The organism is Nostoc cycadae WK-1, assembly GCF_002897135.1.
In the GTDB taxonomy this organism is placed as follows: domain Bacteria; phylum Cyanobacteriota; class Cyanobacteriia; order Cyanobacteriales; family Nostocaceae; genus Nostoc_B.
In genome coordinates this window covers 37396-60323 of record NZ_DF978440.1, presented here as the reverse complement: position 1 = coordinate 60323, position 22928 = coordinate 37396, and the positions used below count along the sequence as shown (strand labels likewise).

The window sequence follows — 22928 nt, the reverse complement described above, 5'->3', positions numbered from 1 at the left end:
TCCCCTGCCTCCTGCCTCTAACCTCTATTTTTAACCTTAACGCCGATCGCGTTCTAAATCATCAATGACTCGTTCGCAATACCAACTTTCTGGCATCCCTGGATAATTTTGCTTTGCTTGCTCAATTAAGCGTTCAGCTGTAGCAGTATCACCATCTAACTTAGCAATCAGCCTATTTTTGAGTTGAGTGTCGGTGATGCGATCGTTAATCTCTGTTACGGACATATTTTCTGGCACAACCTGGGACTGTTCCCGACGCAATTGCCAAAATAGAACGTAATAAAGTGTCCCAAAAATTAAAATCAGGCTGAGTGTACCAAAAAAAGTAAAGAGATTAAAAGTCAAGAACCCAAGCACTAATTGTGACAGGACATAGCCAAGTAACAAACCTGTAAGTAAAAGAATAAATGTACCAATAACAACAATTACTTGGCTTCCCATACATCCTCATCTTCTTCCTCAAGTCCTGGTCTAGATATTACCACTGGCTTTTGATTCCAGGGCGCAACAAACGGTAAAAGTAACAATCCTGGTAAGGCTGCTACTAAGGTTAACAAGAAAAATACAGGCCAGCCTGTGGCTTTCGCCCAATCGCCTGCGGGTGCTGAAAGAACATCTCTACTAATCGCCATTAAGCTAGAAAATAAAGCAAATTGAGTGGTTGTAAAACGGTGATTGCAGAGGCTCATTAAAAATGCCACTGTAGCAACTGTGACTAATCCGGCGCTAAAGTTTTCGATATTTACTGCCAAGATTAATAACGAGTAATTTTTGCCAGCAACGGCTAAGGCATAATAACCCAAGTTGCTCAATAATTGCAGTATGCCAAATATCCATAAACCGCGATTTAGGTGAATTTTGGTTAAGATTACGCCACCAGCTAATACACCAACAGTTGTGGCGAGAAAGCCAATCCCGGCTTGAATTGCCCCAATTTCGGTTTTGGTAAAGTCAATTTCTCGCAAAAACAAATTAGCGGTGATACCTACTAAAGAATCACCCAGTTTATAAAGAATGATAAAAATGAGAATTACTCCAGCTTGAGCCAAGCCAAACCGATGAAAAAATTCTTTAAAAGGTAGAAAAATTGCTTCTTGTAAGTTTTGTGGGGCTTGGTTTTCTGGAGCTTCAGCAAGTAGCTCATCAGGCAATAATAATGATGAAACTATCCAAGCGACTATCAAGGCGGCCAAGAGCCAATAAAATATGGGTAGAGCAATAAAGCCAGTAAAAACGCCTCCCAGTAAACCAGCTACTAGCGCTGTAATAAATAGCACGAAGATGACATCTTTGGCAGATATAGGCGCAGTTTCTCGGTGGTTAATGCTCTGTGGTTCTCTGGGCGCAGATAAGGTGACAAGTATGCTCCCCGCCATTAAAGCCGCCATGAGTAAGTACACACCATTCCAAGGTAGGCGATCGGCTAATACCAAGGCTAGGGAACTGGTGACAAACAAAGCAACCCGATAGCCTAATACCCAAACCGATGCACCTGCTTCCGCTTCTAGGGGGTTTAAGATGTCGGTACGGTAAGCATCGCCGGCGATGTCTTGGGTCGCACTTAAAAAGGTGATAATTAGACAGTTGATTGCCAGAATTTGCAATACTTGGTCACTTTGGGAAGGCTGTTGTAATGAGAGAGTGGCGATCGCAATTGCTAACCCAATTTGAGTAACTATCAACCAACCCCGTCTAGCACCTAAAAATGGCGGTACAAACCTATCTAGTAATGGCGACCACAAAAATTTTAGGGAGTATGGTAACGCTAACAAACCAAATAAAGTAATTTTGCCGATATCAACCTTGGCATCTTGCATCCACAGTTGCAATGTTCTACTAGTTAAGAACAAAGGCAATCCAGATGCAAAACCCAGTAATAACAACGCGCCCATTTTGCGACTTTGGACGGCTTGGCGTAATGCTTGGATTTCTCTCATCGTTTTAGTATTTCTAGACTCATCTAAGCGAATTGCAGTTATCTTGCCATAGTTAGTGAATAGTTGCGTATAACTTTTATCAAAATTGCCATACCTTCACTTACGCTCAAACAACGGTTGACTTAATAATTGTGTTAAAAATAATTCTTGGTATGGGTTTTTACATAAAGATTTGATGAATTCACCTTTTAAATACTGTTGGTGGTGTTGAATTGTGGGAAATTTTAAACAATCACACATTCAATACGGTTACTAGCTGCTTTTTAAGCGCTCATAAACCTATTTTATTAGTAGTTAGTTTAACTATGAATAAAATAGTAAATGCTTATTTGATTTCATATAATTCAATAATTATGACGGTATTTTTATCGCTTATTTACTCTATTTTTTTATTTAGCTAGATGATTTTTTTGAAGTAAATTAATAATGAGTTATCTATCTTTAGATAGTAGATAAATGAGCCAAAATTATCTTATTAAGTTAATAGATTTTGTAAAAACTTCCTCCTATATAGGATGTAATGCAAATATATATATCTACTTAATAGAGGGTATTTATTTTGCAAAAATTGAGTTTTTATAATCAAGATGATTGTTTAAAAATCTAGTAAATAATAACATTGAGTCGCTAAAATATGGTGCAACTATATACGCCTGATGAGATTGATCAGCTGCAACAAGATATTCCTTATTTAGTTGAAACTTGGAATTGGCTGAGAAGTTTTTTAGCTAAACCTCATCCTGAGTTAGGTAGGAATGGGAATGTTTGTCCATATATGCCTAAAGCACTAAACTCAAACTGTATTAGGTTGAAAGTTATTCGTTCTCAAAATCTAGGTCGGCAGGAAATATCAGATATAGTTTTAAGTTATCGGAATGCTTTTCTAGATTTAGAACCAAAAAACAAAGAAGAATCAATTTATAAAGCGATAATACTCATCTTTCCTGAGATAAAAAATGAAGAAGCGACGATATTAATTGACAGTATTCAAAAGCAACTCAAGCCATTCTTTGTAGAATCAGGATTAATGTTAGGAGAATTTCATAAGCGTAATGAAACGGGTGGATTACACAACCCCAATTTTCGTCCTCTTCGCAGTCCTATTCCAATGTTAGCAATTCGTTTTATGGTTGAGTCTGATCTGCCTTTTCTTCTAAGTGCCGATGATCTATATTCTCAAGTTAGATATTTAGAAGCTTATTTAAAACAATTCCGGAAAAAATTCAAAGATGAAAACAAATTTAAAACTGCTTGTCAAGCACTAGATTTAGCAAAAAAACAGATAGCAAAAGAAAATAATCTAATATTCTATGAAATAAATCAATAAATATCGAACTTTTTATTAAACTTAGATGAACAATAAGGTCAATACTTTGAGTAATACTGAGACTTTCACCTCTTTACAGGAGTGTTACACGACGGAAGTAATTAATACTTCGTCTATGTGTATTCACGAGCTATTTGAGCAACAGGTAGAAAGTTCTCCTGATGAAATAGCCGTGGTATTTTTAGACGTGCATAGCGAAGGCACTCAAGTAGGAGCATTCTCCGACTTGAGTGGACTGGTATTAGCTTCTCATTCGCGTAGCATCTCCGATAAGAGAAAAGTAAATCAGCAACTTACTTATAGGGAGTTAAATCAGCAGGCGAACCAGTTAGCCCATTACCTGCGCTCTTTGGGAGTTGGCCCAGAAGTATTAGTGGGCATTTGTTTAGAACGATCGCTGCAAATGGCGATCGCCATATTAGCAGTTCTCAAAGCTGGAGGTGCTTATGTGCCTTTAGATCCATCCTATCCTTTAGAGCGTTTAGCCTTCATCTTGGAAGATACCCAAGCGCCTATACTACTAACCCAAGAAAAATTCCTCCAGAGCCTACCAAATCTCAGCGGCAAAGTAATTTGTCTTGATTCAGATTGGCAGGTAATTGCTCAAAACAGTCAAGAAAACCCAATCAATAAAACTAGTCCTGATAACCTCATATATGTCATCTACACATCTGGTTCCACAGGGCAACCAAAGGGTGTAATGATTCCCCACAAAGGCATTTATAATCAGCTTTACTGGCGACAAACGAGCTTTAAATTAACAGCCGCAGACAAAGTTTTGCAGACAATTTCTTTTAGCTTTGATCCCTCCGTCTGGCAAATATTTTGGCCGTTATGCTTTGGCGCACAGTTAGTCATGGCTCATCCAGAAGGACATCGAGACAGTGCTTATTTAGTTAAAGTAATTTGCGAACAGCAGATTACTGTCATGGCACTGGTACCTTCTATGCTCCAAGTTTTGTTAGAAGAGAAGGGAATTGAAAATTGCCAATGTCTCAGACATATTACCTGTGGCGGCGAAGCTTTACCCGTTGAACTCATAGAGCGTTTCTTTGAGCGCCTGTGCCTGGATAATGTGCTATTTAATTGCTATGGGCCAACAGAAGCTTCCATTGATGCTAGTTTCTGGAAGTGCCAAAGAGGAACTAATTATCTTGTGGCTCCGATTGGTTGCCCTATTACCAATACAGAAATTTATATTTTAAATGAGGATTTGCAGCCTGTTGCGATCGGTGAACCGGGTGAACTGTACATTGGTGGAGTTGGTCTAGCGCGGGGCTATCTCAAGCGTCCGCAACTAACAGCAGAGAAGTTCATTCCCCACCTTTTTAGCCAAGAACCAGGTGCGCGTTTGTACAAGACTGGAGATTTAGTTAGTTATTTACCAGACAGTAACATTGAATTCCTTGGTCGCATCGACCAACAACTGAAGATTCGCGGCTTTCGCATTGAACTAGGAGAAATCGAAGCCACACTCAACCAGCATCCAGCGCTAAAACAAACCTTGGTGATGGCGAGAGAGGATGTTCCTGGTAACAAGAGACTTGTGGCCTATGTTGTTGCCCATCCAGAACAAGTCCCTAGTCAAAGTCAATTGCATCGCTTTTTGCAAGATAAATTGCCTGAGTATATGATACCTGCGACCTTTGTATTTTTGGATGCACTGCCATTAAATCCAAATGGCAAGGTAGACCGTCGCAGCCTACCTGCACCTGAGTCATTCATCCAAAAGCTCACAGAATTTATCGCTCCTAGTAACTCATTAGAACTGCAATTAGCCCAGATTTGGCAACAAGTTTTAGGAATTCAATCTCTTGGGGTGAAAGATAATTTTTTTGAGTTGGGAGGAAACTCACTGTTAGCAATGCGGTTATTAATTGAGATTAACCGCAAGTTGGGTAAAAGCTTGCCCTTATCTACTTTTTTGATGGCGCAAACAATAGAACAATTAGCTAATGTGTTAACTGACCAAGAAAAATCCGTACCGTTTTCATCTTTAGTGCCAATTCAAACCTCTGGTACTAAACCGCCTCTGTTCTTGGTTCATGCAATGGGAGGTAATGTCCTCTTTTATCGAGACTTGGTCAAGTATTTAGAACCAGATCAACCAGTTTATGGGTTACAAGCACAGGGACTGGATGGGCAACAAACACCTTGTACTTCTATTGTCGAAATGGCATCTCGCTATCTTCAAGAAATCCGCCAGATTCAGAGTCATGGCCCTTATTTTTTAGGAGGCTTTTCATTTGGAGGTATGGTAGCTTTTGAGATGGCTCAACAACTTTATGCTCAAGGAGAAGAAGTTGCTTTTTTGGCTTTGTTAGACACTCCATCTTCACTTTCTGGAAATACTCCAGCCCACCAATTGGAAAAATCTCAGTTTTTTCATTTATTTAAACTTTTAAGTTTGAAACCAAAAGACCAATTAGCTTATCTATGGAACAGGATAAATTGGCATTTTACAGTAGGAAAGGTTAGCATTTTTTATCAGCTTTATCTGCGTTATATCAAACGCTCACCGCTTGACTTGCAAATGTTGGCTGTCACTTGGGCTAACCATCAAGCGGGAACGCTGTATTTACCCTTAATTTATCCTGGTAAATTGACTGTGTTTCGCGCCAGTAAATCAGAAATAGGTTTAGAGATAAAGCCTGATTTGGGATGGAGTTATTTAGCGGCTGGCGGTTTAGAAAGCTATGAAATGCCTGGTTCTCATGCAACCATGATTCATGAACCAAACGTCAAATTTCTAGCTGAAAAATTAACTATTTGTTTACAAGGCGTTGCTGAATGAAGGGATGAATAGATTCATGTAGGTACAATTTGATACTTTAAGTAATGAAGTAATAATTTAATTGAGTACCTCAGCATTTGTTCTGACTTAGAATAGCATAAAGTTTTTCGATGAAGACGTGCGAGATAATGACGTAACCGAGTATTTTCATTTTCCACGCGCGTCATATATGTTTTACTCACAATTTGGTCTCCATCGGGTATAAAACTTGGGTAAACTTTCCAGCCATCCGTCACATAAAAATAGCTTTTCCACTGTTCAACAATTTCCCATAATGGCTCAAAGATTTCAGCACTATGGTCTCCTAAAACCCAGGCTAAAATGCCTTGAGTAAAGTGATTTACTGCTGTCCATAACCAGATTTTGTTTTTTTTGAACCTATAAATGTCTCTAATTCATCTAGTTCTCCAACTTCTGGGACAGCATCGTCTTTTGGTACGTCTGGTAGCTTTTCTCCTAGTTGTTTGACCCAATAAATGATAGTAGTATGATGAACACCTTTAACCCGCTCAATACCGCGGAAACCCATACCATTAAGGTACATTTTTAGACATTCTTGTTTTAGCTCCTCTGAGTATCCTTTTGGTGGCTCGTACACGTCAATAAATTGGCGCTCGCAGTTAGTGCAAATGTGATTTTGTTTACCTCTTCGCTTTCCGTTTTTACGAATTTTCTGAGATCCGCAGTATGGACATTGCACAGTACATAACCTCAATTCATCCCTCTATTATGCAACGCCGTTTACAACAAGCACGAGCCAGATTACTTAACTTTTCTTAATTGTATGAACTTGATGTCCTCTGATTTCTACTCCATGAGAAATAAGGCATTTTTGCCAACCTTCACGGGTACCAATATCACTTTTTTGCTGGAGTAAACCTAATTCCTGTTCTTGTTGGGTAAGTTTAGCAAATTCTTCATATTGGGGATAGTTAGACATGACAAAGGTTTCTTTACGATGCAGAACAGGTGGGTTTGCCCGATTTGCATAGTCTCGGTGAGTGACGTATAAAGTTTTTAAGTCAATTGTGATGCTGGCGTTTAAGGCTGGATGGGGATCTGTATCGAAGTCTGGATAAAATAAGTAGGATATTTGCGGTTGGTCAAGGTTATATTTGATCAGCGTCGCCCCATCAACCCGCCCAATGGTACGACTGGCGCAACCTTCGTAAATGCGGAGTAAGGGGTCGAGGGCGGCGAGGGCGGAAACATGAACGTAAAGTGCGCCGCGTGTGTGCTTGCCAATTTTACTTTTTTCGCAAGCTGTTTGGACTACTTTTGGTCTACCTAAACTAAATAGTTTTTGGTCAGCAACTTCGCAAGCTTCTTCGTAACTACCGAAGAAAGCTTTAATGTCGTGGCGCATTTCTGACGCTAGTTGTGAGAATTTGGGGCGTTTATCAAAGTGGGTGAGGGCAAGGTAAACTTGAATATCTAAAGAACGATGATAGGCGATCGCATCCCATTCTGCTTCATCGGTGGCTTGGAGGACAACCGCAAAGGCGCGGCGGAAGTTACCAAATTCGCTTAGTAGTTCTTGTTCGTTGGCTAATTCACCCTTGACAGGTAATCTCCCGCGTTTGGTAAAAAATGCCATCAGCGGTGCAAGTTGTTCTTGATAGTCTTCAAAACGCTTGCTAGGAATGCGGACTCGCGGTGTATAAGTGCGCGAAAAGAAGCGAATGGCTTTGAAACTTTCTTTTTCGGCTTCGTCGCGGAAAACAAAGTAAACACCCAATGCTACCGGGACTGCATCAACATTGAGAATTTCATCAATATATTTTTTAAGTTCTGCTTGCTCGTAATATTTTTGAAAGGTATTACGGCTAGTGACAATGCCATCATTGTAAGCGAGTTGGGCTTTGCTGGGAGCATTAATTAATACTTGAGCTGCCACAATTAAAACTTTGCGAGTGAGTTCCCAGGCTTTGATGAGGCTTTGGTTACGTTCTTCTAAATCTTCGATGACATTGACAACGTAACCCAAATTAACTACATCAGCAGGCGTAATTTGCTGATTGGGATAGTAGTAAGGATCCCAACCAGTACTGCTATAGCCGAGGTTCCCGACTCGCTGTACATCGCCACCGTAACCGCAGCCGTAGTCAAAAAAAGTTGTGTCCTGATTGATGATTGACCATTCTATGGCTAATCTTACAGGACGAGAGATTTCTGTGCGGGCGATCGCAGCGCGATGACGATCAATTTCTAAGTAGCTCTCCGGCATAAAGTTATCAAGAAGAACTACATTAATCCTTATATCTTCTCTAGGGCGATCGCAATCAAATCTTCAATTTTCTTGATATTTTGATCGCCTGCTAAATAACCAATCCCACGATGCAAATGTAGCCGGAATTGAGTTGCTAAGGTTTCTTTATCTGTGGCATAGCCATCATTATGACAGCGTTGTTTGAGGGCAAGGAGAAGAATATCAGACATTTCGCCACCAAAAACACGCCATGTCATTTCTACATTACTATCTAAAACAATGGGAACGGGTGAGGGTGGAGTTGGTTCAGCAAGGGAACGACACAACGCCCAACGACAAAGGATATTCCATTGGTCGATTTTGGTGTTGCGTTTAAGTTTTTGCAGTTGGTCTTTAGCTGTTTGAGAAAGTTTAATTCTTTCAATTGGAGATTCCATATCTTTTACCAAAAATATTTATTTTCCATCACTGTAGTTTGACGAGTGGATGAGTCGTATTTGAGGAGGTATTCGCGGGCGATCGCTTCATTTTTCCTCAGCGTTTCGACTTCTTTTTTACCAATTTCTGTATCAGTAGAAAGGAGAATTACTTGATGGCTGGCGGCGGGGAAGTATTTTTCTATTAGGTTTTGGCGGTGGGAAGAGTCAAGTCTGCCAAGTGGTGTGTCAATGGCTACTGGTAAGCGCAAGCCAGAGACTTTGGCGAGTCCCCAAAGGAAGGCGATCGCAAGTAATTGCTTTTCCCCAGCCGACAATCGATGTTTAGGAACCTGTTTACCCTCAAAATCAAACAGAGATAAGGCAAAGGTTTTAGTATCAATAGCAATGCGAAATACTAAATCTGATTTGTGCAGTAAATAGAGGAAACAGTTCTTCACTTCCTCCTCTAATTTATTTAGCTTCCTCAGCGTTAATTTTTCTCGAAAAAGTTTCAGCGTTTCTTGAACGTTAGTAGCTGAGGTAATAATATGTTCTCTATTTTTATGTTTTATATTTTTGTCAGTATAATCGTTTAATTCTTTTTTGGTTATTTCAATCGCCTCTGTTAACGCTGCTAATTTTATCCGAGTAGTTTCGTAATTTGCTTTAGCTTGTACAACTTCTTTTTGCGCGGCTTCCACAGCTTCACGTAGCTTTTGATAAGCTTCTGGTTCGGCGGCGGTTTGCACTTGTCTTTCTAAAGTAATAATTTCTTCTTGCAGATTTTTCAGTTTAACCAAATGTTGTTTGGCTAGATTACAAGCATTCTGTAAATGATATCTCACATTATCTAACTGACTCAAACTTTCTTCGTCAGCTAATAACCAAGGTGCTTTAGTTTGGAGTGAACTTGCATATAAATTATCAACATCCTCCGCTAAAAAAGATTGAATTTTATCGATTTGTGCTGAGGCGATCGCTAACTGATTTAGCCAATCAAGTAACCGTTTATCTCGCTCAAGCAAAACATCTCTAGCAAGTTGCACTTGTTGAGTCCGAAATTCATTTGTTCCCTGTGCTTGTACCTGACTCAATAAATTAGGAATTAAAGCTAAAGGTAAAATTTCAGCAGCTAACTCACATAAAGATTGGCGAATTGTTTCTACAGCAGTAGTTTTTTCTCTTTGTTTCTCTTCTAATTGGCTGCGTTCGGCAGCGATTTTACCACCATCAGATACAAATTTATCTAAGGCTTCCCGTTGGATAATTTCTAATGCTTCAACTTGATTTTTAATACTAGCTAATTTTTCTTCCTCCTTGTGATAATCTTCTTGTTGCTGTCCTAACCTTTGTTCAATTTCTTCTAGATTAGCTAAATCTTTTGTATCAGCCATTTCTCTGCGCTTGCGGTTGACTAAAACATCTAAATCAACTGCTAACTTATCTGCCAATTCTAGCCCTAATAGTCCACGAATAGCTTCAATAACAACTTGTGGCGGTGTTTCTTGTTCTGCTAGTTCTTTAACTTGTTCACCATCAAATAAAAATAAATTAGAAATTCCTAAAGGTAACAAATTTTCTATATAGTCGTCCCAGATATTCACCAAATAATCAACTGGCCAAGTGTCATCATCGCCTAAAATTCCTAAAGTATCTTTACCATCTTTAGGATTTTTTTCCCAAGTTCTCACAATCCGATATTTGACTGGCTGATCATCTTCGATATGTTCAAAAAGTAACTCAATACGTGTCTTTTCAGCAGGAGTAGCTTTACTATTAACACATTGATTTAAAAAATCACTATAGCTCAAATTACCGCGCGTCGAACATTGAGCGCGTTGTCCATATAATGCCAGACGAATTGCATCCATCAGCGTAGTTTTTCCGCCGCCATTCATACCGCCTAATAAAAGAATCGGGCGGGGATTTTCTTCAATTCTTGGGTCAAGATTAATTACTTGTCTGCCAGAATAAGGGCCAAAATTTTGTAATACCAGTTCCAAAAATATCATTTGTCTTTATAGATAAAAGGCTAGATGGGTTTTGAGATCCCCGACTTCTTTAAGAAGTCGGGGATCTGACCACTCCCACGTCTTAAAATGAATGTGATGAACCACTAATTAGTTTGTCTGAATATGCCTTGTTAAAATACTCATAACTTCGCCAGGGCTAGAACTAGGTAATAAAGGACTCCACTCGTTAACTTCCGCAAAACCAAGTTTATATAAAGTCAAAATTGTGTTGTTAACACCTCTTTTAGAACCATAAATTACTACTTTGACAGACTCTCTATCGGGTGTTGTTTCTGTAAATTTGTGAGTAGAAACAAGCGACGGGGTGGTTTGAATAGTCTCGGCTACAAAGCTTTTAGTCATGGAAATTTACCTGCTTGCTGGTAAAAGTTACTGTTACATAAACGTAACAAGATAATCTTACACCGTTTGTTACATATACAGAACATTTACTAGGTTATGAGCCTTTGACACAATCAAAGGCATGGGAAAAGCAGGAAAAGCGTTGAAACAGGTGTTAGAAACATACAGCATCAGCCAAAACAAGTTAGCAGTAACAATGGGAACAGGACGGCCAAACGTTCACCGATGGGTTAATGAGATGACTGACCCTGTTGCTGATACGCTGTTAGAAATTCGTGATGCACTCAAGAAAATTAACCCAGCCGCCGCCGAAGAGTTTATTAGGTTGTACTTGGGAGATGCTAATGATGACCAGCAAGTTTAAGCCTTTGTCTGTTTCTTTTTAAATTTCATATTTGACCAAGTTTTTGCATTGTCAGCAGGATCAATTTGTGTGTCAGCTTTACTTGCTTGTTCCTCTGGTGCGACAAAATCGGCTAAAGTTAGTTGCTTGACTTTTTCAATATCACCTTGTTCAACTGCTGTTTTCAAATCTCGTTTTAAATGAGCATTTTTCACTGCTTCATCTTTAGAACGAGAACTGGTAGCAAAACATTTTTCTAAGCTTTCGTAAATTCCTACACGACGGGACATTTTGCGAAATTGACGTTCTGTGTCTAAAAGTTTCGCCATCAATTCTAAGTGCATCTCGTTACCAGCACAGATTTCTTCTAACACAGTCCATTCATCGCTACCTAATAAGCTAAGGTCTGCGCCTGGCCGTGGGTCTTTAAATTCTTCACCAGTTATTTCTTGATAAATGCGGGGTAAACTGTCGTCAAACTCGTGTTTTTCCTCTAACCAAATACGCCGAATTTCACTCAATTCTTCAATAGAGATAAGGCTGATATCGCGCATATTTTCTGGTGCTGTTTGACGGATTTTTGTTTGCGCTTCTAAGAGTCGTGTTAATAGATGTTCACGCCAAGATTTAACGTAAGGGCCGGGTATTGGTTCAATAGAAATCTCTCCATCTAAGTTACGTTCAAATAGTTGAACTTCTCCCCATATACGGCGGAAGTCTCGTTTATCACGGTCATGATCAATGTTTAATTCTTCTAAGCGAATATCAATTAAAGGTTGTAGCCATTCTTTTTCCTCATCATTTTGAATCATCGCTTGCATAGACCTATCACTATTAACCAGTGTGCAAACCCAGCATCCAAAACGAGAGCTACCACAACTAGGGGTAGAAGTATCAACAACTAAGGGGCATTCATTATCGGCTGTTGCACCTCGATACATAGCAAATAAGTCTTTGTTACTGTATCCCCAAGAATTATCCCATTGCATTAAATACAGCCAAACTTCATCAGTGCGCCAATCTTCTATAGGAGTGTAAAGCAATGAGTTAACGAGGCTGGGATGAGGGCTAAGGCGTTCTCGTACTCGGCCAATTTCACGTTTGGCCATGATAGAAGCACGATTGGTACTTTCAGTTTTGCGTGTTCCTAGTACAACAATTGTTTCACCACTAGCTCTGATAACATTACGGATAAAAAGGTTAGACGGATCAATTTTCAATCGTCCAGTACACCAACGAAATTTATGACGTGGTGCTGGGTAGCCTTTGCCAATTAAACCTACCCAGTATGTTTGTTTAACTTCTGGCTGTAATAAATGCGGTTGTACTGGCATTTGTTGTTCTTGAGCTGCTATTTTCATTTGCTCTAGTGAGTTGCGTACCCAAGCAGCTACATAAGGATTTTCTACACCTGTATCAGTTGTAATAACATGGATTGGCTTAGTTCGCTTCTCCTGTGGGAGTTCCAGTATCGCATTCCAGACTAGCTGTAAAGTCGCTGTGCTGTCCTTACCCCCCGAATAACCAACAACCCAAGGTATGGCATCCAAACAATACAATTCTTGAATTTCAGTTGTCAGAACTTGGATATACTCTACCAACTCTGCTACAGTACGTGTCTGCTGACCTTTATTTTCTGGTTGTTGTGCTTCAGTCATTGCTTCCTACCTCTGGACATTTGGGCGTTACCGCTTTTTACTCCAGCGTATGGAATGCGCGGCTTCCCAAAAAGTTTTTAAAAACTGATTTATTAGTATCTAACTTTTTGGACAATATAGCTAGGTTACAAGACTAAGTTTTTAAAAATTAATATGAGAGACATTGCATCTGACCCAACTGCTGATATCGCTAAAGAGTACCTGGAGAGAGAAAACAAGGAAAAAGAGGTACTAGCTTTACTTTTAGATAAGTTTTTAGAGAAAAAAGACCAAATTCTCGTTCAAAAAACTGAGATGGGCGGAAGTGAAGCTTATGTTGGTTCCGTCAGCTTAGAATGGTTTGCCAGCAGAGTTCATTTCGCTTCTGGTTTACCTCTGCTACAAAAAAAGTACAATCAAGAGACAGATAACATTGAAATTGACGCAGATAGTATCGATGAAATTCAACAGCGTCCCGTTGACTGGTCGCGTCAAGCACCGTTAGTTCAGTATTTAGCTGCAAGAAAAAATCATAAGTTTCCACCAGTGTTAGTGGTAATTAATCAGCCTTGGGTGGATGATGCTAAAGCATCTGAGTGGGATAGTGAAGAACGGGCTACAAAATCTACTACCGATTTTACACCTCTAGATAAAGATGGGAAGGTAGGCTTACTGAATGTTTCTGAAGAGAATGTCACCATTTATGCACTAGATGGTCAACATAGGCTAATGGGAGTTCAGGGTTTAATTGAGTTAATTAAAACTGGTAAACTCCAGCGATATAAGAAAGATAAAACTGCTGATGATAGTTTTATTACAGTGTCAGATTTAATCGAGCAATATCAAGTAGACCCTGCTTATTTACAAAGCTTACCTAAAGAAAAAATTGGTATTGAGTTCATTTGTACAGTAAATTCTGGGGAAACTCGTAACGAAGCCAGAAGAAGGGTAAGGTCTATTTTTGTTCATGTTAATTTGATGGCTGCACCTTTAACTAAAGGTCAGTTAGCACAGTTAAATGAAGATGACGGTTTTTCGATTGTGGCGCGAAAAATTGCAGTAACTCATCCACTTTTAGAACAACGTCCAAATCGGAACCCGCGTGTTAATTGGAATAGTGCAACTGTAGCCACAAATTCTACAGTTTTGACAACATTACAAGCTCTACAAGATATGTCTGAGCGATATTTAGGTCAAAAATTTCCTCACTGGAAACCATTGGAAAAAGGTTTAATTCCGATGCGTCCAGAAGATGAAGAAATTGAGCAGGGAATTGCGGAATTTAAAAAGCTGTTTGATAACTTGGCTAATTTACCTAGTTACAAAGTTTTGGAACATGAAGATACACCAGTTTTACGAAGATTTAGTTTTGAAAAAGATGGCGGTGAAGCTAATATACTTTTCCGTCCTGTAGCGCAAGTTGCTATAGCCCAAGCATTGGGATTTTTGGTGTTTAAAAAAGGGTTTTCTCTAGCCAGCATTTTCAAGAAATTGAAAAAGTTTGACCAACAAGGCGGCTTTACTGGAATGGAATATCCTCAATCTCTTTGGTATGGGATTTTATATGACCCGAATAAAAAGCGAGTGCAAGTTTCTGGAAAAGATTTAGCTGCTAAGTTACTAATTTACATTTTGGGTGGAATTGAAGATTCAATGGAACGTGCTGAACTTCGTAAGGCTTTAGCTAATGCTAGAAGTGTGGAAAATAAAACAATTGGTTTTGATGGTGAATTTGTGGAACTCAAAGAAGTAGGACTTCCACCTGTGTTGTAATTAGCCTTGAAATATATTTTGGCGATGCCATTGTAAGGCTTCTAGTTATGGAAAGTATTGCTCTTTATTTGGTAACAGCAGCCTTTCACCATGAAAATCTTTCATAGGTTTAGTATGAGGAGAGATTTCTTCTAATCCCCCACTCACAATAATTTTATATTGTTGATCAGCAGTAAACCAACCACGGTCAAAAGCCCAATGGTGATTTTTACAAAGAGCAATACCATTATGGATTCTGCTGTCATAAAATTGGGCAAATGGTTTGATATGTGCGCCATCTACAATGTTTTGATTTGCCGCTTTAGTAACTCGAATTCCACAAAAAGCACATTTAGAATCATATATATGAACAATAGTTTTTCGGAAAAAAGCATTTCTAATGAAAGCTTTTCTAACACCCCATTTTGGATTATGATCAAAGTTCGTTAATGTGGGTAAGTCTTCTTCTTGAAAAGATTGGTTAATTTGCAAAATATCTTCAAATTCTTCTTGCTGCTCTTGAAAGAAAGTTGTTACCACTGCATCAATTAACTCTTGCCTTGAATATTCATCTTGTAAAAAATCAAATAGTTCATCATCTAACGAAGCATATTCTACAGACTCTCTTAGCTTGTTAGTTGTTTTTGGCTGAAGTCCATTATAATCAGGCTTAAATTCTAAATGCCAAAACCCTTCACTTTGTAGATGAATAAATGGATAGTGTAAACCACCTTGATAAGACTTAGAACCTAAAATACTCCAATATCGCTTAAATGTTTGAACTAATTCTTCTGATACTGAAATTTTATTTTCATTAAGAATTCCTCGTGTAACTAAATCAATTATAGTTAAAATTAATATTGGTTTATATTTAGCAACACCACGTTTTTTACTAGTACTTACATTTAATTGAGAAAAAGATTCATAATAGTAATTTAAGGTCTTCATAATTTTATTAAGTTCATTCAAAAATTAACTTAAAAATCTAGTAAGGTCAAATTCTTCATGTATAGGTTCCTTATTATCTTTTTCGGCAATTAAGAATAAAAGAATACGCTCTGAATAATCTACTGCTCCACGTAATTCAGTTTGTAAAATTTCTAGTCCTCCATTGGCATATTCTTCAAAAATTTGGGTGCGTTTATCTTCATATTCTTCTTCTCGTGAAGAAATAATTTCTATATCTTGTGTTTCATTAATTCCTAATAATTTAATTATTAATTCATGCCCCAAAGAGACAAAGTTCTCTTGGGGAATGGGGGAAGGTTCTCTTTTGGTAGTCTCGCCTAAAGGTATACACTTTTTATATCTAACACCTAAAGCAGCAGCAAATACCATCACTTCTACATAAGTTTGAAAAGGCCCTGTTGTGTCTTTTGAGGCGACTAATGATTTAACTAACTCGGCTTTATCTTTGGCAACCTTGATTCTATTTGCAGCCATTGATTTAAATATTTACGTTGTAGTTATGATACCCGAAAGCTAAGAGCGATCGCCCCCAATACCCAATCAACGCAAACAAAAACGCCCCCCTTTTCAGGAGAGCGTTCTTATTAGTTAGAGTCTTTGTAAAACAACGACTCTAGAAAATTAACCGTTGATAGCAGGAGCGCTGATTGCAACAGGAGCAACTTCACCAGCAGCCAAGTCTAAGGGGAAGTTGTGAGCGTTACGCTCGTGCATTACTTCCATACCTAAGTTAGCGCGGTTGATGATGTCAGCCCAGGTGTTGATGACGCGACCTTGGGAGTCAATCACTGATTGGTTGAAGTTGAAACCGTTCAAGTTGAACGCCATTGTGCTGATACCTAGTGCTGTGAACCAGATACCGACTACAGGCCATGCAGCTAAGAAGAAGTGCAAGGAACGGCTGTTGTTGAATGAAGCGTATTGGAAGATTAAGCGACCGAAGTAGCCGTGTGCAGCTACGATGTTGTAGGTTTCTTCTTCTTGACCGAATTTGTAACCGTAGTTTTGGGATTCAGTTTCGGTTGTTTCACGAACCAAGGAAGAAGTTACCAAAGAACCGTGCATTGCGGAGAACAAGGAACCGCCGAATACACCAGCCACACCTAACATGTGGAAGGGGTGCATCAAGATGTTGTGTTCTGCTTGGAACACGATCATGAAGTTGAAGGTTCCAGAGATACCCAAAGGCATACCATCAGAGAAGGAACCTTGACCGATTGGGTAGATCAAGAATACTGCGGTAGCAGATGCCAAAGGCGCGGAGTAAGCTACGCAGATCCAAGGACGCATACCTAAGCGGTAGGATAGTTCCCACTGACGACCCATGTAGCAAGCACATCCGATGAGGAAGTGGAATATTACTAGTTGGTATGGGCCACCGTTGTACAACCACTCATCTAAGGAAGCTGCTTCCCAGATTGGGTAGAAGTGCAAACCGATCGCGTTAGAAGAAGGAACAACTGCACCAGAGATGATGTTGTTTCCGTAGATCAAAGAACCAGCAACAGGTTCACGGATACCATCGATGTCTACTGGAGGAGCAGCGATGAAAGCGATTACAAAGCAGGCGGTTGCGGCCAGCAATGTAGGGATCATCAATACACCGAACCAACCGACATAAATGCGGTTTTCGGTGCTGGTGATCCAGTTGCAGAACCGTTCCCATACGTTGGCGCTAGAGCGCTGTTGTAAGGTTGTAGTCATTTTCTTATGATTGCTATGTTTCGTTAAATATTGGACAGACAATTTTTTCTTGCCCGCTGAAATAAGTCTACATGAATTTACTTTAATCGGATGTTTCGCTTAATATTCTGTAATATATTCTTGAATTTTACTCACTTGAATGTAAAGCTTTGACTCGGATTTATAGTAACGATTAACAGCAGCAAAAGCCTTGATTTAAATGAGGTAAGAGATTTCAATAACTCATCAATTTTATTGCGGCGATCGCTAGTTACATAGCTTTACATTTATTTACAAATTAACTTTAAATTCTCTCATAAAAATATTATGTGAGTAGCGGTATGTATTCCATTGAGAAGTTAATTATTATTTTGTGAATACAAATTACGACAAGTTCTTCATTTGAGATGTGTTTGAGCTTAAAAATCAAAATATATATAAGGTAAGCTGCCTTCTGGTGCTAACAACCACACAATATAAAAGCACAAGGGTACGAAAACCAGCTTAATTGGCCAGTTTAACTCTAGTTTTAATCGACCATTCAAAGCGTAGACCAGCCCCATAAAAGCCGCTAAAATCATCAGCATCCAGGTTAGTTGGTAAGGGCTAATAGTTAAAGCTTCTACGTACACTTTTTGGGCGAACTGTGCATCAGCAGTGTAACCCCAAAGATGTTGAAATACTAAAGAAGAATCTTGGAGATTAGGTAAACGAAACCAAATCCAAGAAGTAAAAACCATCAACTGAGTTAACAGCCAAGCAATAAATATACCAAAAGGATTTTGCCAGAAATGCGCTATTTTTTCATGGCGATCGCTCAAATCATCTGTTAGGCGATGAACGGCTAAAGCAATTCCGTGGAGAATACCCCAAACAAAGAAACCCCAGGCGGAACCATGCCAAATACCTGCAATTACCATCACAATAAATAAATTCCAGCAAGTACGCATCAAACCACGGCGAGAACCACCTAAAGGAAAGTACACATAGTTACGTAACCAATCACCTAAAGTTATATGCCAGCGCCGCCAAAAATCGGCAATACTGGTGCTGAAGTAAGGAAAATCAAAATTTTCTGGCAGAACTAAACCAAACAACAAAGCCGTGCCACGAGCAATGTCTACATAACCATTAAAATCTAAATATAATTGCAAACCATAGGCAAAAGTCGCTAACCAAAGATCACCACTACCTGCGCGTTGCAAATTTCCAAAGCATAAATCTACAAAAATACCTAAATTATCTGCCAAAAGTCCTTTTTTGACTGCACCTCTAGCAATTAACCATAATGCTTCGGCTACTCTTTCCGCGGTGGGAAATTGAAGTGTATTTAACTGAGTTGCTAAGTTGTGATAGCGCGTAATTGGCCCGGAAATTAATTTGGCAAAAAACAGTTTGTAGGTAGCAAATTTCAGAAAATTGTCAGTAGCAGGAGCGCCGCGATAAACATCTATTAAATAAGCAATACACTCAAAAGTGAAAAATGAAATTCCCAAAGGTGCAATTATTTTAAAAGATGCTTCTGGCGCATTGGTTTGTATGGGAAAAACTAGGTTTAATATGGGAGAAATATATTTAAACCCTAGCAATAATAAAACATTTAATATGACACCTAGCCATAATAATTTTAGTCTACGACTACTCCAATCTGCATTAGCATACTGCCATTCTTCATTAGAAATTTGCCAATCAAGATTATGTTCGCCCGGAGAAGTATTTTTGCCAATTTCTCTACCCAAGCGAAAGTTAATAAAGGTCAATGTGATTAAAAGCGGGATGTATTGAATACTCCACGAAGCATAAAAAGCCAGACTGGCAATTAATAAAGTCCATAATCGCCATTTTTGTTCGGCTACAGTCCAGTAAATGCCTAATATACTGAGTAAAAATATGCCGTAGGAAATTGATATAAAGTTCATATTTTAGTCATTAGTCAATGGTCATTTGTTATTTGTGATTTTTCATCCTTGTCTCCCCTCCCTATTTCGTTGACCAAGGAATTACGGGGTCGATTGCTAGTTTTTTCGATACTTCGTAAGCACCAAAGCGGTTAAGATGGCTGGGGTCAGAAAAATAATCATTTGTTCTTGGCCAAAGTTGGCTAAAATCTCGATAAATAAAATTAGGATTAGCCGCTAACCGAATCATGTATTGTTGAAATTCTTGCTCATATTTTTTGCGGACTGGATCTAAATACTCAGCCGTGAGAGGCATATTAATAAACACCAGAGGAATTTGCCGAGATTGAGTAAATTTCAAAACTTCTTGGAAGGCTGTATCTTGATTGCCTTCTATATGAAATAATTTATAGTCATTGTCATAGTTGCCAGTAACTCTGGGATGTTTTTGATAGTATCGAGCCGGATTAAACCGCACCGATAAAGGTAAGAAACCATCAAAATCAACTGCTTGCAGAGAAGCTTCATCTTCGGAACTTTCAGAAATAGATTCAGTTGATGATGTCTGGGGGGAATTGCGATCGCTAATTAATGGCAAACTATCAAATTGCTTATGCAGTAAGGATTTAAGCTGGTTACGATTTTGATAGGTACTAGAAAAAGCAGCTAAAATCTGATTGAACCCATTATTTATAGCTTGATAATTAGTAATTTCATCTGGCTTTTTATCAGGTTTGGGTTTCTCTGGAGATATTGCCGGATTTTTAGCAGTTTCTTCTTCAACAGCAGTATTTTGGGCTTTTTCTAAGATTTTTTGATAGCCTGGAGAAGCAGCGATCGCATTAAATGTGATATCGTCTCGACCACTATTAAAAGCACGAGAACCATCAGCCCAAAGAATGAGTTTTGGCAGTTCTGTTGGCTCTAGTACTTGACGAATAATAAAATCTACAACTTGGGCTGTCGCACCATTTACACCAAAGTTAAAAACGTCAAGATTGGGATATCCCTGTTTTCCTAGCCCTTTGGCTAATGCAGCCGGATCAACTCCCCGCAAAGCCCGCGAAGAACCAATAATTAAGATATCTGGCGGCTTGCCTTTAATATTTAATTGTTGTCGATACAATGCTAGTTGCTCATCTAATTGCCGGGCATTAAAACTTGGCATTTGCGATCGCGCTGCTAATAAAATAGCCGATGCTGTGGCTTTTTCTTTTAATGGTGCGGCTGTTAAAGCTGTAGGCTCAGGATCATCCTCATTAACCGTAAACCCAGAGGCGTTAAAGGCTGAATTTTTGGAATCTGATAATTTCTGCCCAGATGAATTAGCCAAGAATTCTAATTTTTCTTTATGTTTGGCTTTGGCGGGTGCTGGCGGCTTTTGTTCAGCAGATGCAGCAACATTAGTTACCTGTGGTTTATGTGGTAATGTCCGAGCAATCAGTTGACCACTAATCCAATCAGTTTGGAGTGTGAGCAATAGTCCCAATGTTCCCCAAACTAAAGCAACTTTGAGTCCACCTTGTAAATCAGGATCTGCTACATCTGACTGTCCGAATTCTGTAAATATTTGTGTGCCTAACAATAAATTTTTAAATGTTGTGCTGGTAGTGACAATCCAATCTCGCGCTACTTCTGTGACAAAATTTTGAACTTCTTCTGAGGTTAAATCGGGGCGGAAAATGGGTTCTTGGCTATCTTTAACTATCAATTCACCCACATATTCAGAAGCCGCAGCAAACTCTGGGGTAGCTTCGGGAACTAAACGTTGGCGCTGCACAAAATCTACGCCATGATGCCAAACTGGTTCTTTATTTCCCGCACGACGACCGTAAACCCTGACCCCGGTGATTCCCGGTAATTTTAACTGGCGGACAAACTGGGTAACTTTATTAGCTACTTGTTTACGGTTGGGACATATAGGCGCATCGCACATAATGTGCAGTAAGTCACCTTTGTGGAGTAAAATGACGCGAATACCGCCTGTTTTTAAGCGCCATTCTAAATCAGTATTGAGTAAGCGTTCTAGTAAAAAATGAGTTGCTGGTTCATCTCCATTGATTGCTAACTCTAAAGCAGAAGTAGCCAAAGCTGGATGTTGCGCCGCAGGTAAAGAAATCCAATCAATCCAAGCTGGTTGCTTTTGGGCGGTTCTTTGCCCATAAATCGTAGCACCGAGAATGCCTTGGGGAGCGATCGCATCTAGATGGGATACGATAATATCGAGACATTTTGTTTTATCGGGTGCAGGTGCATCTTCTAAAGGATCAAAAGCAGGGGAGCAAAAAAGATGCAGAGTGGATTCTTTAAGTGATGCTTGGACAGTGACTTTAAATTCTAATAATACTTCTGTTAATAACCGCGCGATCGCTTGTATATCTCCCCAACGCGCCCATTCTTTGAGCATCACTTCTGGAGGAGTCAAATCTACCCGCAGTACCCAATCATTACTGGTTTCCCCACTAACTTGGGAAGTAATAACTGCATCTTGGTAGCCAGTCAGTTTTAACAGTCTGAGTTTTTGGGCAATTGTTTCTGCCAATAATGAAGAATCAGGGCTATAGGCAGATTGACAAAAAACCCATAAACGATTTGTTGGTGCTTGATTTTTGTCTTTGGGTTGGTGCGGCTTAATTTTGACTTGAACACCCACACCCAGAGAACTCAGAGTCTCACTGAGATAATGAGCGATCGCATTCGGGTCGCCACGACGGGCTAAACTCTCATTTGAGATAATCATCGCCCCGCCAGACTTTGATGATTCCGCGTCTTTTAATGCTTGCTCTACCTGTTCTAAATGCTTATCTAACTGATTTAGATGCACCCGATGGCACCATTGGGGACGATTTTCGCCCTTTTTTCGCCCGTAAACCAATACTTGGTATATTGAGGGTTGTTCGTTATTGGTTAAGACATCTAAATCAGTTTGCTGGAGTGCGTGAAGTAAATCAGAAAGAGTGCGCCAGCGTTGAGGACACTCGATTGCTTCACAAAGAATGTGTAGGTCATTTCCCCGCAACCGGACTTTCACCCCTAAAGTGTTAATCCCTATTGCTTGGCTTACCCATTGCACTAAAGTTTGCTGGCTATCTGGTAATACTTTTTTCATGGGCAGTTAACTTTACAGGAAGCGAGTATTCGGGGGTATTGCCTGCGCTTGTAAACTAGAACCATAACGTCTATCACATTTTGCTGTTTTTTTTTAACACTTTTGTTACCTTCTGTGCTTGCAAAATAGGCCAAGATAGTCTTATATCGTTGCAAGTCATACAGATTTTGAGTTTCGCGTTTCATTTTCCTCGTTTGCCAACAACCAAAAATTAGCAATGCCTCCTATCACCTCCCAATCTTCACCCAACCCCGAACTAAATCTGGTTTTGTTTAGCATTCCCCAATCTTTTATCCTGGAAATAGGTACAGCGTCCATACTACTGCTGCTGACCACCGAAAAATTCACACTTAAAGCCCTAGAATCTATAGGCCAAGCTAGTGAAGAATTGTTTCGCGGCGATCGCCTGCCGATTCTTCCCTTTCCCAATCACGATGAATTAACCAATAAAAGCTAAAACTTATACTTAAAAAAAT

18 protein-coding genes are annotated in these 22928 nt (G+C 39.4%); 5 read left to right on the top strand and 13 right to left on the bottom strand.

Features of this window, described 5'->3' with window-relative positions; all coding sequences use genetic code 11:
* Positions 1–36 precede the first annotated feature (36 nt).
* Both NCWK1_RS24185 and NCWK1_RS24180 read right to left on the bottom strand, forming a co-directional pair.
* Positions 37–441, bottom strand: a complete 405-nt coding sequence (locus tag NCWK1_RS24185) for an ABC transporter permease (RefSeq protein WP_096577152.1) — start codon at positions 439–441, stop codon at positions 37–39.
* Positions 426–1937, bottom strand: a complete 1512-nt coding sequence (locus NCWK1_RS24180; RefSeq protein WP_096577150.1) for an AmpG family muropeptide MFS transporter — start codon at positions 1935–1937, stop codon at positions 426–428. Before NCWK1_RS24180 ends, NCWK1_RS24185 begins: the two co-directional genes overlap by 16 nt.
* Positions 1938–2571: 634 nt before the next feature.
* On the opposite strand from NCWK1_RS24180, the gene NCWK1_RS24175 reads away from it, so the two are divergent.
* Both NCWK1_RS24175 and NCWK1_RS24170 read left to right on the top strand, forming a co-directional pair.
* Positions 2572–3264 carry a DUF6875 domain-containing protein gene (locus NCWK1_RS24175; protein ID WP_245894981.1) on the top strand — a complete coding sequence of 231 codons (693 nt, stop codon included), beginning with the start codon at positions 2572–2574 and terminating at the stop codon, positions 3262–3264.
* 25 nt (positions 3265–3289) lie between these two features.
* Entirely contained in the window at positions 3290–6058 is a 2769-nt protein-coding gene (locus NCWK1_RS24170; RefSeq protein ID WP_103126467.1) for a non-ribosomal peptide synthetase, read from the top strand.
* Positions 6059–6072: 14 nt separating this feature from the next.
* Here the strand turns inward: NCWK1_RS24170 and NCWK1_RS24165 are convergent.
* From NCWK1_RS24165 to NCWK1_RS24145, 5 genes are all read right to left on the bottom strand, one after another.
* Positions 6073–6758 (bottom strand): IS1 family transposase gene (locus tag NCWK1_RS24165; protein WP_103126466.1). Its coding sequence is split into 2 segments (ribosomal slippage): positions 6073–6419 and positions 6419–6758, totalling 687 coding nucleotides; the frame shifts between segments, so codons are not numbered across the junction.
* A 66-nt stretch (positions 6759–6824) separates the two neighbouring features.
* Positions 6825–8285, bottom strand: coding sequence for a DNA phosphorothioation-associated putative methyltransferase (locus NCWK1_RS24160; RefSeq protein WP_103126465.1), 1461 nt, complete (start codon positions 8283–8285; stop codon positions 6825–6827).
* Between the two features lie 29 nt (positions 8286–8314).
* Entirely contained in the window at positions 8315–8704 is a 390-nt protein-coding gene (gene dndE, locus NCWK1_RS24155; RefSeq protein WP_096577143.1) for a DNA sulfur modification protein DndE, read from the bottom strand.
* Between the two features lie 5 nt (positions 8705–8709).
* Positions 8710–10698: a DNA sulfur modification protein DndD gene (gene dndD, locus NCWK1_RS24150; RefSeq protein WP_103126464.1), complete on the bottom strand. Its 1989-nt coding sequence runs from the start codon at positions 10696–10698 to the stop codon at positions 8710–8712.
* 108 nt (positions 10699–10806) lie between these two features.
* Positions 10807–11061 (bottom strand): hypothetical protein, encoded by a 255-nt coding sequence (locus tag NCWK1_RS24145; protein WP_103126463.1) that lies wholly within the window; start codon positions 11059–11061, stop codon positions 10807–10809.
* A 121-nt stretch (positions 11062–11182) separates the two neighbouring features.
* On the opposite strand from NCWK1_RS24145, the gene NCWK1_RS24140 reads away from it, so the two are divergent.
* The gene (locus tag NCWK1_RS24140; protein WP_103126462.1) at positions 11183–11425 is read left to right on the top strand and encodes a helix-turn-helix domain-containing protein; all 243 of its coding nucleotides are present in this window, start codon (positions 11183–11185) and stop codon (positions 11423–11425) included.
* On the opposite strand, the gene dndC is transcribed toward NCWK1_RS24140, so the two are convergent.
* Positions 11422–13062: a DNA phosphorothioation system sulfurtransferase DndC gene (gene dndC, locus NCWK1_RS24135; protein WP_103126461.1), complete on the bottom strand. Its 1641-nt coding sequence runs from the start codon at positions 13060–13062 to the stop codon at positions 11422–11424. The genes NCWK1_RS24140 and dndC overlap by 4 nt on opposite strands.
* A gap of 153 nt (positions 13063–13215) precedes the next feature.
* On the opposite strand from dndC, the gene NCWK1_RS24130 reads away from it, so the two are divergent.
* Positions 13216–14814 (top strand): DGQHR domain-containing protein, encoded by a 1599-nt coding sequence (locus tag NCWK1_RS24130; protein WP_103126460.1) that lies wholly within the window; start codon positions 13216–13218, stop codon positions 14812–14814.
* Positions 14815–14859: 45 nt separating this feature from the next.
* Here the strand turns inward: NCWK1_RS24130 and NCWK1_RS24125 are convergent, their stop codons facing one another.
* The 5 genes from NCWK1_RS24125 to NCWK1_RS24105 all read right to left on the bottom strand — a co-directional run bounded on the left by NCWK1_RS24125 (position 14860) and on the right by NCWK1_RS24105 (position 22452).
* Positions 14860–15741 carry an HNH endonuclease gene (locus NCWK1_RS24125; RefSeq protein WP_103126459.1) on the bottom strand — a complete coding sequence of 294 codons (882 nt, stop codon included), beginning with the start codon at positions 15739–15741 and terminating at the stop codon, positions 14860–14862.
* A gap of 24 nt (positions 15742–15765) precedes the next feature.
* The gene (locus NCWK1_RS24120; protein WP_103126458.1) at positions 15766–16236 is read right to left on the bottom strand and encodes a DNA phosphorothioation-associated protein 4; all 471 of its coding nucleotides are present in this window, start codon (positions 16234–16236) and stop codon (positions 15766–15768) included.
* Between the two features lie 147 nt (positions 16237–16383).
* Positions 16384–17466 (bottom strand): photosystem II q(b) protein, encoded by a 1083-nt coding sequence (psbA, locus tag NCWK1_RS24115; RefSeq protein ID WP_103126457.1) that lies wholly within the window; start codon positions 17464–17466, stop codon positions 16384–16386.
* A gap of 398 nt (positions 17467–17864) precedes the next feature.
* Complete coding sequence (locus NCWK1_RS24110) at positions 17865–19364, bottom strand: MBOAT family O-acyltransferase (RefSeq protein WP_103126456.1); 1500 nt, start codon at positions 19362–19364, stop codon at positions 17865–17867.
* A 61-nt stretch (positions 19365–19425) separates the two neighbouring features.
* Positions 19426–22452 (bottom strand): DUF1574 family protein, encoded by a 3027-nt coding sequence (locus NCWK1_RS24105; RefSeq protein WP_103126455.1) that lies wholly within the window; start codon positions 22450–22452, stop codon positions 19426–19428.
* Positions 22453–22669: 217 nt separating this feature from the next.
* Here NCWK1_RS24105 and NCWK1_RS24095 point away from each other — a divergent pair, with 217 nt between their 5' ends.
* Positions 22670–22909 carry a hypothetical protein gene (locus NCWK1_RS24095; RefSeq protein ID WP_096577117.1) on the top strand — a complete coding sequence of 80 codons (240 nt, stop codon included), beginning with the start codon at positions 22670–22672 and terminating at the stop codon, positions 22907–22909.
* The last annotated feature ends 19 nt before the right edge of the window (positions 22910–22928 follow it).

What these genes read in the sequence shown, in the direction of transcription:
- NCWK1_RS24175 (WP_245894981.1), top strand. Translation starts at nt 2,572, where the DNA reads ATGGTGCAACTATATACGCCTGATGAGATTGATCAGCTGCAACAAGAT.
- NCWK1_RS24160 (WP_103126465.1), bottom strand. Translation starts at nt 8,285, where the DNA reads ATGCCGGAGAGCTACTTAGAAATTGATCGTCATCGCGCTGCGATCGCC.
- NCWK1_RS24180 (WP_096577150.1), bottom strand. Translation starts at nt 1,937, where the DNA reads ATGAGAGAAATCCAAGCATTACGCCAAGCCGTCCAAAGTCGCAAAATG.
- psbA (WP_103126457.1), bottom strand. Translation starts at nt 17,466, where the DNA reads ATGACTACAACCTTACAACAGCGCTCTAGCGCCAACGTATGGGAACGG.
- NCWK1_RS24095 (WP_096577117.1), top strand. Translation starts at nt 22,670, where the DNA reads ATGCCTCCTATCACCTCCCAATCTTCACCCAACCCCGAACTAAATCTG.
- dndC (WP_103126461.1), bottom strand. Translation starts at nt 13,062, where the DNA reads ATGACTGAAGCACAACAACCAGAAAATAAAGGTCAGCAGACACGTACT.
- dndE (WP_096577143.1), bottom strand. Translation starts at nt 8,704, where the DNA reads ATGGAATCTCCAATTGAAAGAATTAAACTTTCTCAAACAGCTAAAGAC.
- NCWK1_RS24170 (WP_103126467.1), top strand. Translation starts at nt 3,290, where the DNA reads ATGAACAATAAGGTCAATACTTTGAGTAATACTGAGACTTTCACCTCT.
- NCWK1_RS24110 (WP_103126456.1), bottom strand. Translation starts at nt 19,364, where the DNA reads ATGAACTTTATATCAATTTCCTACGGCATATTTTTACTCAGTATATTA.
- NCWK1_RS24140 (WP_103126462.1), top strand. Translation starts at nt 11,183, where the DNA reads ATGGGAAAAGCAGGAAAAGCGTTGAAACAGGTGTTAGAAACATACAGC.
- NCWK1_RS24130 (WP_103126460.1), top strand. Translation starts at nt 13,216, where the DNA reads ATGAGAGACATTGCATCTGACCCAACTGCTGATATCGCTAAAGAGTAC.
- NCWK1_RS24125 (WP_103126459.1), bottom strand. Translation starts at nt 15,741, where the DNA reads ATGAAGACCTTAAATTACTATTATGAATCTTTTTCTCAATTAAATGTA.
- dndD (WP_103126464.1), bottom strand. Translation starts at nt 10,698, where the DNA reads ATGATATTTTTGGAACTGGTATTACAAAATTTTGGCCCTTATTCTGGC.
- NCWK1_RS24145 (WP_103126463.1), bottom strand. Translation starts at nt 11,061, where the DNA reads ATGACTAAAAGCTTTGTAGCCGAGACTATTCAAACCACCCCGTCGCTT.
- NCWK1_RS24105 (WP_103126455.1), bottom strand. Translation starts at nt 22,452, where the DNA reads ATGAAAAAAGTATTACCAGATAGCCAGCAAACTTTAGTGCAATGGGTA.
- NCWK1_RS24120 (WP_103126458.1), bottom strand. Translation starts at nt 16,236, where the DNA reads ATGGCTGCAAATAGAATCAAGGTTGCCAAAGATAAAGCCGAGTTAGTT.
- NCWK1_RS24185 (WP_096577152.1), bottom strand. Translation starts at nt 441, where the DNA reads ATGGGAAGCCAAGTAATTGTTGTTATTGGTACATTTATTCTTTTACTT.